The 14,019-nt window shown below is 61.2% G+C and carries 14 protein-coding genes, 1 tRNA gene and 1 pseudogene; 6 read left to right on the top strand and 10 right to left on the bottom strand.

The window, feature by feature from the left end; genetic code table 11:
• Window positions 1–5: 5 nt before the first annotated feature.
• On the bottom strand, window positions 6–872 hold the full coding sequence (locus JWR51_RS11185; RefSeq protein ID WP_299747379.1) for a hypothetical protein: 867 nt from the start codon (window positions 870–872) through the stop codon (window positions 6–8).
• 164 nt (window positions 873–1,036) lie between these two features.
• On the opposite strand from JWR51_RS11185, the gene JWR51_RS11190 reads away from it, so the two are divergent.
• Entirely contained in the window at window positions 1,037–1,489 is a 453-nt protein-coding gene (locus tag JWR51_RS11190; protein WP_299747381.1) for a hypothetical protein, read from the top strand.
• A complete protein-coding gene (locus tag JWR51_RS11195) occupies window positions 1,490–2,470 on the top strand; it encodes a DUF3592 domain-containing protein (RefSeq protein WP_299747383.1) in 981 nt (326 codons plus the stop codon). It abuts the gene before it with no gap.
• 23 nt (window positions 2,471–2,493) lie between these two features.
• Here JWR51_RS11195 and JWR51_RS11200 read toward each other — a convergent pair whose 3' ends face one another.
• The 3 genes from JWR51_RS11200 to JWR51_RS11210 all read right to left on the bottom strand — a co-directional run bounded on the left by JWR51_RS11200 (window position 2,494) and on the right by JWR51_RS11210 (window position 5,102).
• Entirely contained in the window at window positions 2,494–3,525 is a 1,032-nt protein-coding gene (locus JWR51_RS11200; protein WP_299747385.1) for an aldo/keto reductase, read from the bottom strand.
• An 85-nt stretch (window positions 3,526–3,610) separates the two neighbouring features.
• Window positions 3,611–4,393: an SDR family oxidoreductase gene (locus JWR51_RS11205; RefSeq protein WP_299747387.1), complete on the bottom strand. Its 783-nt coding sequence runs from the start codon at window positions 4,391–4,393 to the stop codon at window positions 3,611–3,613.
• Window positions 4,394–4,514: 121 nt separating this feature from the next.
• The gene (locus JWR51_RS11210; RefSeq protein ID WP_299747389.1) at window positions 4,515–5,102 is read right to left on the bottom strand and encodes a TetR/AcrR family transcriptional regulator; all 588 of its coding nucleotides are present in this window, start codon (window positions 5,100–5,102) and stop codon (window positions 4,515–4,517) included.
• Between the two features lie 96 nt (window positions 5,103–5,198).
• On the opposite strand from JWR51_RS11210, the gene JWR51_RS11215 reads away from it, so the two are divergent.
• The 3 genes from JWR51_RS11215 to JWR51_RS11225 are packed head-to-tail and all read left to right on the top strand — an operon-like array spanning window position 5,199 to window position 9,144.
• Window positions 5,199–6,947: an ABC transporter ATP-binding protein gene (locus JWR51_RS11215; RefSeq protein WP_299747390.1), complete on the top strand. Its 1,749-nt coding sequence runs from the start codon at window positions 5,199–5,201 to the stop codon at window positions 6,945–6,947.
• Entirely contained in the window at window positions 6,931–8,688 is a 1,758-nt protein-coding gene (locus tag JWR51_RS11220; protein WP_299747392.1) for an ABC transporter ATP-binding protein, read from the top strand. Before JWR51_RS11215 ends, JWR51_RS11220 begins: the two co-directional genes overlap by 17 nt.
• Before the next feature lie 15 nt (window positions 8,689–8,703).
• Entirely contained in the window at window positions 8,704–9,144 is a 441-nt protein-coding gene (locus JWR51_RS11225) for a DUF6314 family protein (protein WP_299747394.1), read from the top strand.
• A 3-nt stretch (window positions 9,145–9,147) separates the two neighbouring features.
• Here JWR51_RS11225 and JWR51_RS11230 read toward each other — a convergent pair.
• Window positions 9,148–9,576: pseudogene (locus tag JWR51_RS11230) on the bottom strand (hypothetical protein); the annotation flags it as partial.
• A gap of 186 nt (window positions 9,577–9,762) precedes the next feature.
• On the opposite strand from JWR51_RS11230, the gene JWR51_RS11235 reads away from it, so the two are divergent.
• Window positions 9,763–10,521 carry a Crp/Fnr family transcriptional regulator gene (locus JWR51_RS11235; protein WP_299747396.1) on the top strand — a complete coding sequence of 253 codons (759 nt, stop codon included), beginning with the start codon at window positions 9,763–9,765 and terminating at the stop codon, window positions 10,519–10,521.
• Window positions 10,522–10,561: 40 nt separating this feature from the next.
• On the opposite strand, the gene JWR51_RS11240 is transcribed toward JWR51_RS11235, so the two are convergent.
• From JWR51_RS11240 to JWR51_RS11260, 5 genes are all read right to left on the bottom strand, one after another.
• Complete coding sequence (locus tag JWR51_RS11240) at window positions 10,562–10,954, bottom strand: DoxX family protein (protein ID WP_299747461.1); 393 nt, start codon at window positions 10,952–10,954, stop codon at window positions 10,562–10,564.
• A 150-nt stretch (window positions 10,955–11,104) separates the two neighbouring features.
• Entirely contained in the window at window positions 11,105–11,761 is a 657-nt protein-coding gene (locus tag JWR51_RS11245; RefSeq protein WP_299747398.1) for a Crp/Fnr family transcriptional regulator, read from the bottom strand.
• Between the two features lie 326 nt (window positions 11,762–12,087).
• Window positions 12,088–12,477 carry a response regulator gene (locus JWR51_RS11250; RefSeq protein ID WP_299747400.1) on the bottom strand — a complete coding sequence of 130 codons (390 nt, stop codon included), beginning with the start codon at window positions 12,475–12,477 and terminating at the stop codon, window positions 12,088–12,090.
• Between the two features lie 463 nt (window positions 12,478–12,940).
• A complete protein-coding gene (locus tag JWR51_RS11255; protein ID WP_299747402.1) occupies window positions 12,941–13,645 on the bottom strand; it encodes an MgtC/SapB family protein in 705 nt (234 codons plus the stop codon).
• Between the two features lie 159 nt (window positions 13,646–13,804).
• Window positions 13,805–13,880 (bottom strand) — tRNA-Ile (locus tag JWR51_RS11260).
• Between the last annotated feature and the right edge of the window lie 139 nt (window positions 13,881–14,019).

Genomic DNA, 14,019 nt, shown 5'->3' on the forward strand with positions numbered 1-14,019 from the left:
GGCGCCTATTGGCGGGTGTCGTTGAGGTCTTTGAGGGTGTCGATTTCGCTGCTGTCGCCGTCGAAAAAGCCGGTTGCGGCGTTCCATTGGTACAGTGCGGAATACTGATCCGAGTAGGGTGAAAGATCCACGGGTTGAGTGCAGCCGTCCTTGGTTGGGCGGCCAATGTCGTTGATGGTCACCTCGATATCGTCATAGGGGCCAGCCGCGTGTGGCTTCTGCGTCGTCACGTCCAGAGTTTGCGTTCGTTCGAAGCCGCAGAGGACGGTGTCGAAGCGGAAAAAACCACCGACAGCGTCGAACTTGCCGTTGCGCATGAAGAGCAGCGTGTCGGCGCTCTGTATCTGGCCGTCAGCAGTATAATCGCTCGTCGTAACAATGGCTTGGTCCTGCGCGCCGATGCGCAAGGGTTGGCCGATGGTGACGGTCTCGCCCATGCTGACATCCATGACATCGAGCAGTTTGGGGGTAGCGTCGTCGCTGAAGGCCAGCAGCAGCATGGGTTCGTCCGGGGTGGTGCGCAGACCGACCGCGGTCAGGATCAACAGGCGGCTGGCGCCTTCGGATTGGATCGTGCGGGTCTCGAATGAGGCGAAGCTGACGGTAGCGTCGAAGTGAGCGACAAATGGCTTGCCCATGACGTGCGGGATCGGCTGGCTCGGGGCAGTACCGGTCGCAATGGTTTCGTTGAGGCGGAGGTCGGGAACCAGTTGGCGCAGCAGATCGGAATAGCGCAGCTCTGGATGGCCGGGCACCACGGTGTTGATGTCCGTATAGGTGAATGGCGGCGGCGCGGTCTCGGCGCCGAAGGCAGCGATGGTGCTGACGGCCATAGCGAGCAGGGCGGTCCAGGAGCGGCGGATGGGGAACATGAGGTTTCCGGGGATGGCGCATCGGCAGCGCTGAAAGTGATTGGCCGAGCAATGCCTTGATGGATGTGAAGCCAGGCTGAACGAGCCATTGGGAGGCGCGACAGGATTGCTTCACTATAGGGACGGCGCCGGTCGAAAACCTTGAGCCGGTCCAGGGGGCTTTCATGATTTTCCGTTCAGCGTGCATTCTGGCTTTTGCGATGGTCGCAATAGCCGCCAACGGGGCGGAGTGTCGGCTCGACCAGGCGCACTATGTCGAGCCGGTATCGGGCGCGACCATGCAGTTTCATCCCACAACGCCGGACCTGTCCCCGCAGACCATGGCGGTCTTCGATGTCGCCTTGCCCAACGTTACCGGCTCGTATGCCGGCGAAATTACCTGGAATGCCGGCAACAATGCGCGGCCGGACCCGAGCATCAAGGGCCTGTTGGATATCAGCACCGCATACTCAATCGACTACGGCAGCGTCGGGCTTATCGATGATCGCGAAATGCTCGCCCCGCCAAGCATTCTGCTCGTCGATTTCGGCCGGGCGCTGCATGGTTTCGGGGCCTTTCTCGAGGTCAATCCAGACAGTCAGGCCTTTGACGTCTTCACGCTGACCGGGTGCCCGTAAATGGAATTGAAATGGCTTTTATTCTGCATCCTGATGGCCATGGATGGGCTGGTCATGGTGGCAGCCGTCACGAAATACATCGAGGTCAAGCGCGCCAGCCTCTGGGCAGGGGTGCCGGGCAAGATCACGTCGTCGCGCTCGGAGGCTCGCACAATCCGGAGCACCTCGGGCACTGGGCGCGACCGCACTGAGGATACCGAGATCCGCAATTTCGCTACGGTGGGCTATGAATTCCATGCCGATGGCAAGAAGCAAACGGGCAATCGGATCAGCATTGCCCATGATGTGGGCAATTACCAGGTTGCCGAGAAGCTGGCGAAATATCCCGTCGGTGCGAAGGTGACGGTTTTTTACGATCGCAACAGGCCGGCTGACAACGTGCTTGAGCGTGAGATGTCGATGCGCGGGTTCGAGATTACGTTCCTGATCGGCGCGCTGGTCGCGGCGGTGGCCGTGTTGGCCATGCTGCTGACCGAGAATGTGGGCGCGATCGTCGCCCAGTACGTGCCGCAGAACGGGCGCACTTCGGGCGGGATTTTCGTAGCGGTGATGGCGTCTCTCATGGTGCTGTTTGCCAACGCCATCTACCGGCGCGGGCAGGCGACATTCACTTGGCCAAAGGTGGAGGGTGTGGTGGCAACGTCGCAGGTCGACGCGGTTCGAAGCCACTATATGCGCGGCAACGGGTTCATCTATTACTACCATCTGTTCCGGTCGCGGACCGTCTACGACTACGGCGTCAACGGGGTCGAGTACAAAAGCGATCGCGCCAGCTATGGGGCGCAGACCTATGCCAGCTTCACGGTGCTGGCGCAGCGCGAGGCCGACCGATATGTGGCCGGTGACAGTGTCGAAGTGTACTACGATCCGAAATCGCCTGAGAATGCCGTGCTGGTGCGCGGTGCGCCGGGGCAGTGGCTGGTCTGGGTGGTTGCGGTGGCATTGTTTGCCCTCGCGGCGCGGCTGATCGGATTGATCTGAGGCGCGCCGCCAGGGCTGTGCGGTTATCGGCCGGGAATACGGCCAGCAGTCTGGCGGGCGACCATCCAGCCGGGATATTCCGGGGGCAGTGCGCTGACCGTGTCGAGACGTTTGAGCTCGTCTTCGGTCAGCTTGACCGCGGTGGCGGCCAGATTGTCATCGAGCTGCTCGATGGTCTTGGCGCCGATGATCACTGACATGACATGCTTCTGGTGCAGCACCCAGGCCAGCGCGATCCGGGCAACCGAAACGCCCTTGGCATTGCCGATTTCGCGCATCACATCTACGGCGTTGAAGGCGCGGTCCTTGTTGACGGGCGGGAAATCGAAATTGGCGCGGCGGGCGCCGTCGGGGGCATTGCCGTCGCGGTCGTATTTGCCGCTGAGCAGGCCGCCGGCGAGCGGGCTCCAGACCATCAGGCCGAGTTTCTGGTCTTCGATCAGGGGAACCAGATCGCGTTCCAGGTCGCGGCCAGCAATGGTGTAATAGGCCTGCAGGGTCTCAAAGCGCGCCCAGCCGTGCTTATCGGACAGGCCCAGCGCCTTCATGATGCGCCAGGCGGCCCAGTTGGAGACGCCGACGTAACGGACATGGCCCTGGCGGACCAGGTCATCGAGGGCGCGCACGACTTCGTCGACCGGGGTCAGGAAATCCTGCGAATGGATCTGATAGAGGTCGATGTAGTCGGTATTGAGCCGCTTGAGGCTGGCCTTGACCGAATCCATGATGTGGCCACGCGACGAGCCGCGATCGTTGGGCCCCTGGCCCATGGCGCCCGTGGCCTTGGTGGCCAGAACCACGTCGGTGCGCTTGCGCCCGGAATTGACCATGGCCTTGCCAGTAATCTGTTCCGAAAGGCCTTCGGAATAGACGTCGGCTGTGTCGATGAAGTTGACGCCGGCATCGAGCGCTCGGGCGACGATGCCATCAGCCATCTTCTGATCGAGCTGGCCGATGTTGCTCCAGATGCCGCCGCCGGTGCCGCCAAAAGTCATGGTGCCGAGGCAGATTTCGGAAACGAGCAAGCCCGTCCCGCCTAAAGGTTTGTATCGCATTGCGAATTCCGATCTGAATGGGTCTCGCGCGCGGCTGGAGAAGCGGCGGGCGAGACCCATCTTAGCACCGAATTCGCTTCGGCGACTAGGCGGCGTAGCGCGGGGCGGGGCGGTTGCCGACGAGGCCGGTGAGCAGGCTGGTGCGGGCTTCGATCAGGCGGGCGTAGTCGCCTTCATTGTGCTGGGACGGGATGGTGACGAGTTCCTTGCGGTCGAGACCGGCGAGGGCCGCATCGACCAAGTCATCGACTTCCATGACCAATTCGGGAGGGATGCCGGCGCCGTTGCCGATCATCGGGGTGCGGGTATAGCCCGGCAGGACGGCCTGGACCTGGATGCCGAGCGGGGAGAGTTCGAGATCGAGCGAGTGGGTGAAGCTGAGGACGTAGGCCTTGGTGGCGCCGTAGGATGCGGTCTGGGGTGTATCGAGCAGGGCCAATACCGAGGCGACGTTGACCAGGGTGCCGCGGCCTTGCTTGACGAAGTTGGCCGATGCGGCGCTGGCGAGGCGCGTGAGGGCGGTGACGTTGACGTCGAGCATCGTCTCGATGTCGTCGAGATTGGCCTCGGCGAGCGGGCCACCGGCATAAATGCCGGCATTGTTGACGAAGAGCGTGATGGCGGCGTCGTCGCGCAAGCGGGCTTCAACCTTGTTGCGGTCTGCGGCATTGCCGAGTTCGGCGCTGATGGTTTCGATCTTGCGGCCGGTTTCGGTGGTTAGGCGGGTGGCGAGAGCGCTGAGGCGATCGACATTGCGGGCGACCAGGATGAGGTCATAGCCGCGCTTGGCGAGGCGGTCGGCATAAACTTCGCCGATACCAGAGGAAGCGCCAGTGATCAGGGCGGTGCCGAGGGAAGGATTGGACATGGAAATTCTCCGTTAAGCCGGCGCCGGCAGGAGCGGCGCAATACCGAACGGTTCGTCCGGCCGCCTTTAGATTATGGTCATCATCTAAATAGACAAGGGGCGAGGACGGATATTTTTCGGGCTAGTCCGGTTTTGGCAAAATCGCCTGCAAAGCGGCGCTCAAAAGGTCGTCGGAGATGGCGTTGCCACGCGTGGCGCGTGACAGTAGCAGAGCGCCGACCATGGTGGAGAGCGTCACGAGCGCCTGTTGATGGCTATCGGCGGAGTCACTGCCCTGCACAGCCTGGAGTTCGCGCACCATTTGCTCGACACCGCAGACATAGGCCTTTTGCGCCGCCGCTCCCGGCGTCGCGCGGGCCATATCACCCGCCAGAGCGGTGCTGGCGCAGCCAGTGCCAGGATCGTCGCGATGCTTGGGAGACAAATAGGTTTGGAAGAACTCGCGCAGGGTGCCGTCCTGATCATCGGGATGGTTGTTCGCCGCGGCCTGCAGGAAATTGTCGACCGTCGAGAAGGCCCGGGCAAAGGCGACGGGCGCCAGCGCTTCCTTGGAGTCAAAGTGCCGATAGAAGCCGCCGTGGGTCATGCCGACTTCGGCCATCAGTTCGGGTACGCTGACACCGTCAAGGCCCCTTTCGCGCACCAGCTTGGCTGCTGCGTCGATGATTGCTTCGCGATGTTTTTCCGTATCCTGGCGCGATGAGCGCATGGCTTGTTCCTCAATCCAGCCACCATGATATAGGAAAGCCACCCGGTTTTTACATCACGATGCCGGCGAGTCGCATTGGCCGGAAAAAGGCGCCGCATGTCTGTTCAAGAAGAGCGCAAAGGCCCGTCCCGTTCTGGCGGACTATTGCCGCTGCTGATCCCCTATTGGTCGTGGATCGCGCTGCTGGTGGCGCTGACCATTGCCAGCAACGCGCTAAACCTGGTCGGGCCGCAACTGATCGCGCGGGCGATCGACAGTGTTGGCGGGGCGGATTATCGGCTGAGCACGCTGGTGGTGGAATTCCTGACGCTGGCGGCGGGCGTGTTCATCCTGACGTATGGGCAATCGATCGTGCAGACGGTGGCGGCCGAGCGGGTGGCGCGCGATTTGCGGGCGCGGCTAGTGGATACGATTTCGCGGCAGGACTTTGCCTATGTGCAGACGGTGACGCCGTCGCGGCTGCTGACCAATCTGACGTCGGACGTCGATGCGGTGAAATCCTTCGTGTCGCAGGCGATTTCGTCGATCGTGTCGTCGTTTTTCCTGATCATCGGCGCGAGCATTTTGCTGCTGCTGATCGACTGGCAACTGGCGCTGGCGGTGCTGACCGTGGTGCCGGTCATCGGGTTCAGTTTTTACTACGTGCTGAGCCGGGTGCGAAAGCTGTTCCGCAAGTCGCAGGAGGCGATCGACTGGCTGAACAAGGTGATCAATGAGAGCATTCTGGGCTCGTCGCTGATCCGGCTGCTGAACTCGCAGGCCAGCGAATATACCAAGTTTCTGGAGGCCAATAGCGAGGCCAAATCGATTGGTATGAGCATTTTGCGCATGTTCTCGACGCTGATCCCGATCATCACGTTCTGCACTAATCTGGCGACGCTGGTCATCGTCGCGTTCGGTGGGCATCTGGTGATTTCGGGCACGATGACGCTGGGCGATTTCACGGCGTTCAACAGCTATCTGGGCATCCTGATTTTCCCGATCATCATCATCGGCTTCATGAGCAATGTGGTGGCGCAGGCCTCGGCATCCTATGAGCGCATCGCCAAGGTGCTGGTGAGCGAGGCGCCGAAGCCGTGGGGCAATGTGGACGTCGAACTGCGCGGCGATATCGCGGTGGAGCATCTGACGGTGCGCTATGGACAGCGCGATGCGCTGGACGATGTCAGCCTGGTGGTGAAGGCCGGGACGCGCACCGCAGTGATCGGGCCGACGGCGGCGGGCAAGACGCAATTGCTGTTTGCGATCAGCGGGTTGCTGGTGCCGCAGAGTGGGCGGATCACGGTCGATGGACGGCCGCTGACCGACTATGACAAGCAGTCGCTGCATCGGCAGGTGGGGCTGGTGTTCCAGGACAGCGTGACGTTCAACCTGTCGGTGCGCGAGAACATCGCCTTCAGCGCGATCGTCGACGATGCGAGCCTCGCCAAGGCGGTGGAAACGGCGGAACTGGACGATTTCATCGCCACGCTGCCGGCCGGGCTCGATACGGTGATTTCCGAACGCGGCACCAGCCTGTCGGGCGGGCAGAAGCAGCGCATCATGCTGGCGCGGGCTTTGGCGCTCAATCCCAAGGTGCTGCTGCTGGACGATTTTACCGCGCGGGTGGATGCGCGCACGGAGAAGAAGATTCTCGCCAATGTGAGCGCCAATTATCCGGGCATCACGCTGGTGTCGGTGACGCAGAAGATAGGGCCGGTCGAGGACTATGACCAGATCGTGCTGCTGATGGAGGGCAAGGTGCTGGCAGTGGGCACGCATGAAGAGCTGATGCACAGCTCGCCCGAATACGTGCAGATTTTCTCTTCGCAGCAAAGCACCGAAGATTATGAACTACAAGCTTAACACCAAGGACGCGAGCCAGAGCAAAGAGTCGATCTGGACCGGTCTGGCCCGGCTGCTGCCGCTGATGGCCGACGAATGGCGCAATATCGGCATCGCCTTTTCGGCGATCGCGCTGACTTCGGCGATGGCGCTGACCTCGCCGTTCATCATCGGCCATATCGTCGATCAGTTCATCGCCAAGGGCGATTATCCCGGCGTGTTCGCGTGGTCCGGCCTGTTGCTGGCGGTGTTCCTTGTGCAGCTGGCATCGAGCTATACCCAGACGCGGACCATGGGCGGGGTGGGACGGCGTATTCTCTACAACCTGCGCAATGCGATTTTTACCAAGCTGCAGGAGCTGCCGGTCGCGTTCTTCAACCAGAACCGCTCGGGCGACCTGATCTCGCGCATCAACAACGATACCGACAAGCTGAACCAGTTTTTTGCCCAGGCGCTCATGCAGTTTTTGGGCAATGCGTTTCTCATCACCGGCGCCGGCATTCTGCTGCTGGTGCTCAATATCAAGCTGGGCGCCGCGGCTTTGGTGCCGGCGGTGCTGGTGCTGATAGCGACGCAAGTGCTGTCGCCCTGGGTCAAGCGTGCCAGCTTCAAGAGCTTGCAGACGCTGGGCGGGCTGAGCGGGGAAATCCAGGAGAGCCTGGCCAATTTCAAGGTGATCGTCGCCTTCAACCGCCTCGATTATTTCCGGCAGAAATTCGCCGTCGCCAACGAGGTCAACTATTCGGCCTCAGTCAGCGCCGGGTTGGCGAGCAATATCTTCCTGCCGCTCTATGGGCTGGCGGCGACGCTCGGCACGCTGATCGTGCTCGGCTACGGCATCATCCTGATCGATGCAGGGGACATGACCACCGGCCTGCTGATCGGGTTCCTGCTCTACGTCACCAATTTCTACAATCCGCTGCGGCAGTTGGCGTCGATCTGGTCGTCGCTGCAATTGGCGCTGGCGGGGCTGGATCGGATTTCCGAAGTTCTGGCGCTGCAATCGGACATGGTGGTGGTGCCCTCGGATGCGGTCGTGTCCGACGCGGTGATGGCGTTCGAGAACGTGTCGTTCCGCTATCCCGATGGCAAGGATGTGCTGAGCGGTATCAATTTCGCGCTGGAGCGCGGCAAGACCTATGCGCTGATCGGGCCGACCGGCGGCGGTAAGACCACCACGGCGTCGCTGATGGCGCGGCTTTATGATCCGAGTTCGGGCACGGTGCGTCTCGATGGCAAGGATATCCGGGCCTATACACCGGAGGTGCGCGCGGCCAAGATTGGCTTCATCCTGCAGGAGCCGTTCCTGTTCACCGGCACGGTGCGCGACAACATCATTTATGGCAACCCGGCCTATATCGGGAGGCCCGACGCGGTGCTGATGGCGACGCTGGAAAGCGCGGGGCTGAACAGCCTGTTGTCGCGCTTCGAGGGCGGGCTGGATACGTCGGTATCATCGAGCGGCGATGCGATGAGCCTGGGGCAGAAGCAGTTGATCGCCTTTATCCGGGCGGCGTTACGCAATCCGGAATTGCTGATCCTCGACGAAGCGACGGCCAATATCGATACAGTGACCGAGCAATTGCTGGAGGATATTCTCAAGCGCCTGCCGCCGACCACCACCAAGGTGATCATAGCGCACCGGCTCAATACTATCGACAACGCGGACGCGATCTTCTTCGTCAATGCGGGGACGGTGACGCTGGCGGGCTCGATGGAGAGCGCCGTGGATATGCTGCTGAACGGGACGATGCAGAGCTGAGGCGGGTGCTGAGACATGGCCGCCGCGACCGTGCAGGTAGGCGATTTACTGGGCTTAGTTGGCGATTGGTCGTTCAGGCGGTCTGTGTCCGGCGGCTCGACAATGACCGGGCAGGCGACGTTCTTCCAGGCTAGCGATCATCGCCTGAACTATGCCGAGACGGGGACACTGACCCTGGCCGACGGCAAGGATTACGCGTTCGAACGGCGCTATATCTACGAGCTCCGAGGCGGCGGCTTTCGCGTCCTGTTCGACGAGACGCCGCCGCGGCTGTTTCAGGATGTCGTTCTCAGGCTGGCCGGGGAGGCATTGATTGGCAGCGGCTTTCACAATTGCGCCCCCGATGTCTATTCATCCGCTTATCGGTTCAATCTTCCGGTTGGATTTCGCATTGCCCACGATGTGAGCGGGCCGCGCAAAGCCTATGCCATCGTCACAGACTATGCGCGGCGCTAGCGACTAGTGTCGTAGAGCTTTGGCAGTGACGACCAGGTTTTCCAGTGCCGCCTCGACCTCGGGCCAGCCGCGGGTCTTGAGGCCGCAATCGGGATTGACCCAGAGTTGATCGGCCGGAATGCCCCCTGCCGCCTTGCGCATCAGGGCTTCCATATCGGCCTGGCTGGGCACGCGCGGGGAGTGGATGTCCCAGACGGGCGGGGCGGCTGACATCGCCGTAGATTACGGCGGCTTGACGCAGCGGGAGCCATAGGATTGCACCCAGCCGTTGCGGGTGAAGGCGAAGCCGTCGAGCTATTCGCCGAAATATTCCATCATGTCGTTGCGCTCGAACTCGCCATGCACCAGCCCGTCTAGGCCGATGCGCTCCTGGATGCGCACGGCGCGTTCGGTTTCGGCTTCGAGGAAGGCGTTGTAGGTCGCCTGGTTGATATGAGTGGGAACCTTCTGCGGCCAGACGAGCTTAGGAATAATGAGGCGGGGCGAAGCGATCCACGCGCATGAAAGCGACGGTTTGTACGGTTCAATACAATGTCTTTTCCGCACGACTTATAGCGTTAATGATGAACGTGTCGATCAACAATATTCGGCGATGCCACTCTCAAATATTGAGTTACCGTGCCCGAACATCTCAACATCACCAATTCTCTGCTACTGACGCTGAACAAGAGCGATCAGGATTTGCTATTGCCGCATTTGGAAACGGTGCGCCTGACATTGCGTCAGCTCCTGGCGGAGGAGCACCGGCCGCTTCAATACGCCTATTTTCTGCAGAGCGGGCTGGCATCCATTGTGGCCCGAACGCCGACCACCAAGGCCGCCGAAATCGGCATTGTGGGCCGTGAGGGCGTCGTGGGGTCGGAACTGGCGATCGGCGACAGACAGTCGCCATTCGAAGTGTTCGTGCAGATGGAGGGTACGGCGCTGCGGATAGGGGCGGCGGAATTGGAGACGGCAATCGGGCAAAGCGAAAGTCTGCGCCTGCTGCTCGGCCGCTATTCGCGGAGTCTGTGGATCCAGGCTGCCTATACGGCCATCACCAACGCGCAAAGCCGGATCGAGGCCCGTCTGGCCCGTTGGCTGCTGATGGTTCATGATCGGGCGGACGGCGATGCCTTCCACATCACCCACGAATTCATGGCGCTGATGCTGGCGGTGCGCCGGCCGGGCGTGACGGTGGCGCTGCACGAGTTGGAGGGCAAGGGATTGATCCGCTCGCTGCGCCGCGAAGTTGTCATTCGTGACCGGGAAGGGCTGATCGAAATGGCGGACGGGGGCTATACGCTGCCCGAGATCGAATATGAGCGGTTGATCGGGGCACCGCTGATGCGCAGATCGGGCAGGGTCAAATCGCCCGATCTGGAGCGGGAGCCCTGACCGGCTTACCGCATGCAGGTATCGCGAGCCCATCAAGCACTCACCGGGGCCATTTGATTACCAGCTTGTCGCCCGGCCCATGCGCGGCTGCGAACATCAGACCGGCAAAGAAGCTGAAATGATCGACGAAGAAGCCGAATTCCGCCTGGTTGGCGGCCCAGGTGCCCGGGCCGTGGAAGGCAAAGGCCAGGAAGATGACATAGAGCGCGGCCAGTACCGCGGCCTGCGAAAACAGGATGCCTGTAAAGAAGGCGACAACTAGCGCAAGTTCGAAAAAGGCTGCCAGCCAGGCAAATACCAGCGGCAGTGGGAAACCGATCGAGGCGATATAGCCGGCGGTTGCCTCCATGCCGGTAAATTTGAAGTAGGTGGCCATCAGGAATACGCATCCGAAGATGAGCCGGCCAAGAAGCACTGCGGTTGTGCGAGCCATTTGAATCTCCTCCTTATCGCTCTGCAGCGGCATCGCGCCGCGGAAAGCCCTCCGGGGCTCTCAAGGCAACGACGAACAGGGCTGGAGGATTCAGACAGCGTCGTTTCGGAATTTATGAGAGACGATGCTGCGTCCAGGGGTTTCGCGCTGTTACCCTAGCGCCGCCTCCTTGGACCGCAGTTTCAGCGTCACCAGTTTTGGATCGATGGCGTCGATCAGTTCCTCGTAGCTTCGCTCGGTCTTGCCATAGGCATTGCCGGCCCGGGCCCGCAGCCCGTTCCGATCGAGGATTTCGATTTGACCGCGGGTCGATTTGATCAGCCGTTCACCTTCCAGAATATGCAGGGCCGTTGTTACCCCGGGACGCCGAACGCCAAGCATGATGGCAAGCAGGTCGTGGGTGACACGGAATGCGGCTCCGTCGACCCGGTCGTGGATCATCAACAACCAGCGCGCGAGGCGCTCGGGAATTGGTGCATGGGCACTCGCCAGCGCAGTGTAGGCGGTTTGAACCGACAGCATGTGGGCATAAAGATTGAGTGCGGTCTTCAGGGTTGGACTGGCGTTCAGCGCGCTCACCAGGGCCTCCGTCGGCAGGATCAGCGCCGTTCCGATAAATTGGACGTAGCAGTCGAACGGGCTTGGAGCGCCACAGAGAACCGAGGTGCCGGTCATGCCCTCCCAGCCGATCAAGCCCACCTCAAAATTCACCCGGCTGCGCAGTGTCGCCACGACGGAGGCCACACTGCCTTCGGGGAAATAGACATTGGTGGGAATCTGATCGGCAACCTCCAGTGGCTGCAGCAAAGCCAGGGACGTTGAGCGAAGGGATGGGCCCAGTAAGGCAAAGTCCTCGTCCGTGAGCGATCTCAGCAGTCGATTGGAGCCGTCATATGGTGAGGCGATCGGCAACAAATGTCCTCCTCATGTGGGGTGTCCTGGGAGCCTCAAGAGTTGAGCTTCTGGATACTGGTGGGCATTTCGACCTTCCCTCGTCGGCTCGAAGGCGGTTCAGAACGACTGGAAATGTAGCGCGGGCAAAATATGAAACGCGTCGACGCGCACTTACCCACAACAACCCCTTGCAGCGCAGAGGGTTCCGAGCCAACGGCCCTTGCCGAATGGAAGCCTGACTAGTTCTGCGTACCGAACGGCGGGGGCAGGAGCGCCTTTTCGATCACTCCGGCCAGCTGTTGCATCTCGAACAGCTTGGGCAGCAGCGGCACGTCTGGACCAAACAGTTCGGTCTCGGCGGGGCCGTATCCGGTACATATGGCGAATGGCACCCGACTGGCCTTCAGCCGGTCCGCAACCGGAAGACTATTATCCGATCCAAGATCGAAATCCAGGAGGGCGAAATCGAAGTGGCGAGTGCTCGCCAGGTCGAGGCCCTCCATTTGCGTATAGGCGATGGACACGGAGCCGAACCCGATCTGGTTCAGCATGTCCTCGAACATTATGGCGATCAACGGCTCATCCTCGACAACGAGGGCGGCGTAGGTACGGTTTGGTTTGGGCAACATGAATGGCCTCATGTTTAGCCGGATAGCTCATCGAGAGCAGACCGCGACGAATTCAATACCAGGCTGGATATCGGCAACGAAATTATCCTATCCCAATGCGGGCCAGCTCATAGGAGATGTCCAAAATCGTACGGTCGATTCCGCGACTGATGAGGGCGGCGCTTGGGCAATTTGGCGACAATGCGGATCGATTGCGGAATCGATGCATTGTGGGTCTGGGAGAAGGTCATCACGTCGCTTCGCGAGATGATCGCGGCCGCCTGATCGGCGCCGACATAGCCGCAAGTCACGATTTACGTGGTTGGGGCCTTATGTTTGTGAGCGGCAGAAGCGGCATCCCATGAGCGGGGGACATCCTCCTGCGCTTCGCTGCACAGGTTGAGATAGAGGCGCAGGATCGCGCCGTCGTATTGAATCAAATTGCCAGCTCTAGACCCTGGTTCCTACCTGTTCGCCGCTTGCTCTAGTGACGGGCCTCGGAGGTCACGCGGAAGGATTCGACGTGGCAGGTGCGGTCCAGCAGGCTCAGCAGTTCCTGCGGATTGTCGGCGATAGCCGAGCGCTTCCAGACGATTTCAAACCAGAGCCTGGCTTGTCCGCCCTCATCGGCCTTGCCGGACTGGCGCAGTTCGGCGCGATAGCCTTGCGGGCGGATGGCTGCATCCAGGTCGAGATAGGGTTCGCCCGGCTTTTGCCGGACAATGACGATGGCGCGGTGTTCGCGGGTCATTCTATCGTCGAGCAATTTCAGGCCCGACAAGGTGACGACGCTTAGCACGGTTGCCACGATACCCAAGGCGATCTGGCCGCCGCCGAAACACAGGCCTATCACCGTGACGATCCAGAGCGTGGAGGCAGTGGTAACCCCGGTGACCTGGTTTTCACGCTTCAGGATGGTCCCGGCGCCGATAAAGCCGACGCCGGTCAGGATGCCCAATGGCAGGCGCATCACATCCATGCGGATGAAGGAATCGTCGGCCTTTCCGCCCGTCGAGAGCAGGATATTGGCCTGAATCATGGCGATCGAGGCGGCGAGGCACACCAGCATGGTGGTCCGAAGCCCGGCCGCATGCCCCCGGGAGCCGCGATCAAAACCGATCAAGGCGCCGGCGATCAGCGTCAGCAGCAGCCGGATCGCGATGTCCTGCCAACTGGGAAAGAGCAGCATGGGTTCGTCCTCCTGTTCGCCTCAGGACGAAATGGAACCGTCCCGGTTCCGTTCCCAATATCTATTGCGCGGCCGCGGCTGGCAGATTGAGGCTGGCGGTGGGCGCTGACGCAAAACGACACCGGGCGCCGCCGATCACTCGGAGACGCCCGGAAACGTTGGTGGGCCCACCAGGACTCGAACCTGGAACCAGACCGTTATGAGCGGTCGGCTCTAACCATTGAGCTATAGGCCCTTACGTCCAGGACGCCCGGCTTCCCTAGGGTCTCCGGACGGCAGTGGTCAAGGGCTTTTCTGTCCCCGCCTCGACCAAATCCGGCTTTGTTCGGGTTGTTAGTCAGATTGGGTTCCATTTTGGATCGCGCGAGGACGAC

The organism is Devosia sp., from assembly GCF_028290625.1.
GTDB lineage: Bacteria > Pseudomonadota > Alphaproteobacteria > Rhizobiales > Devosiaceae > Devosia.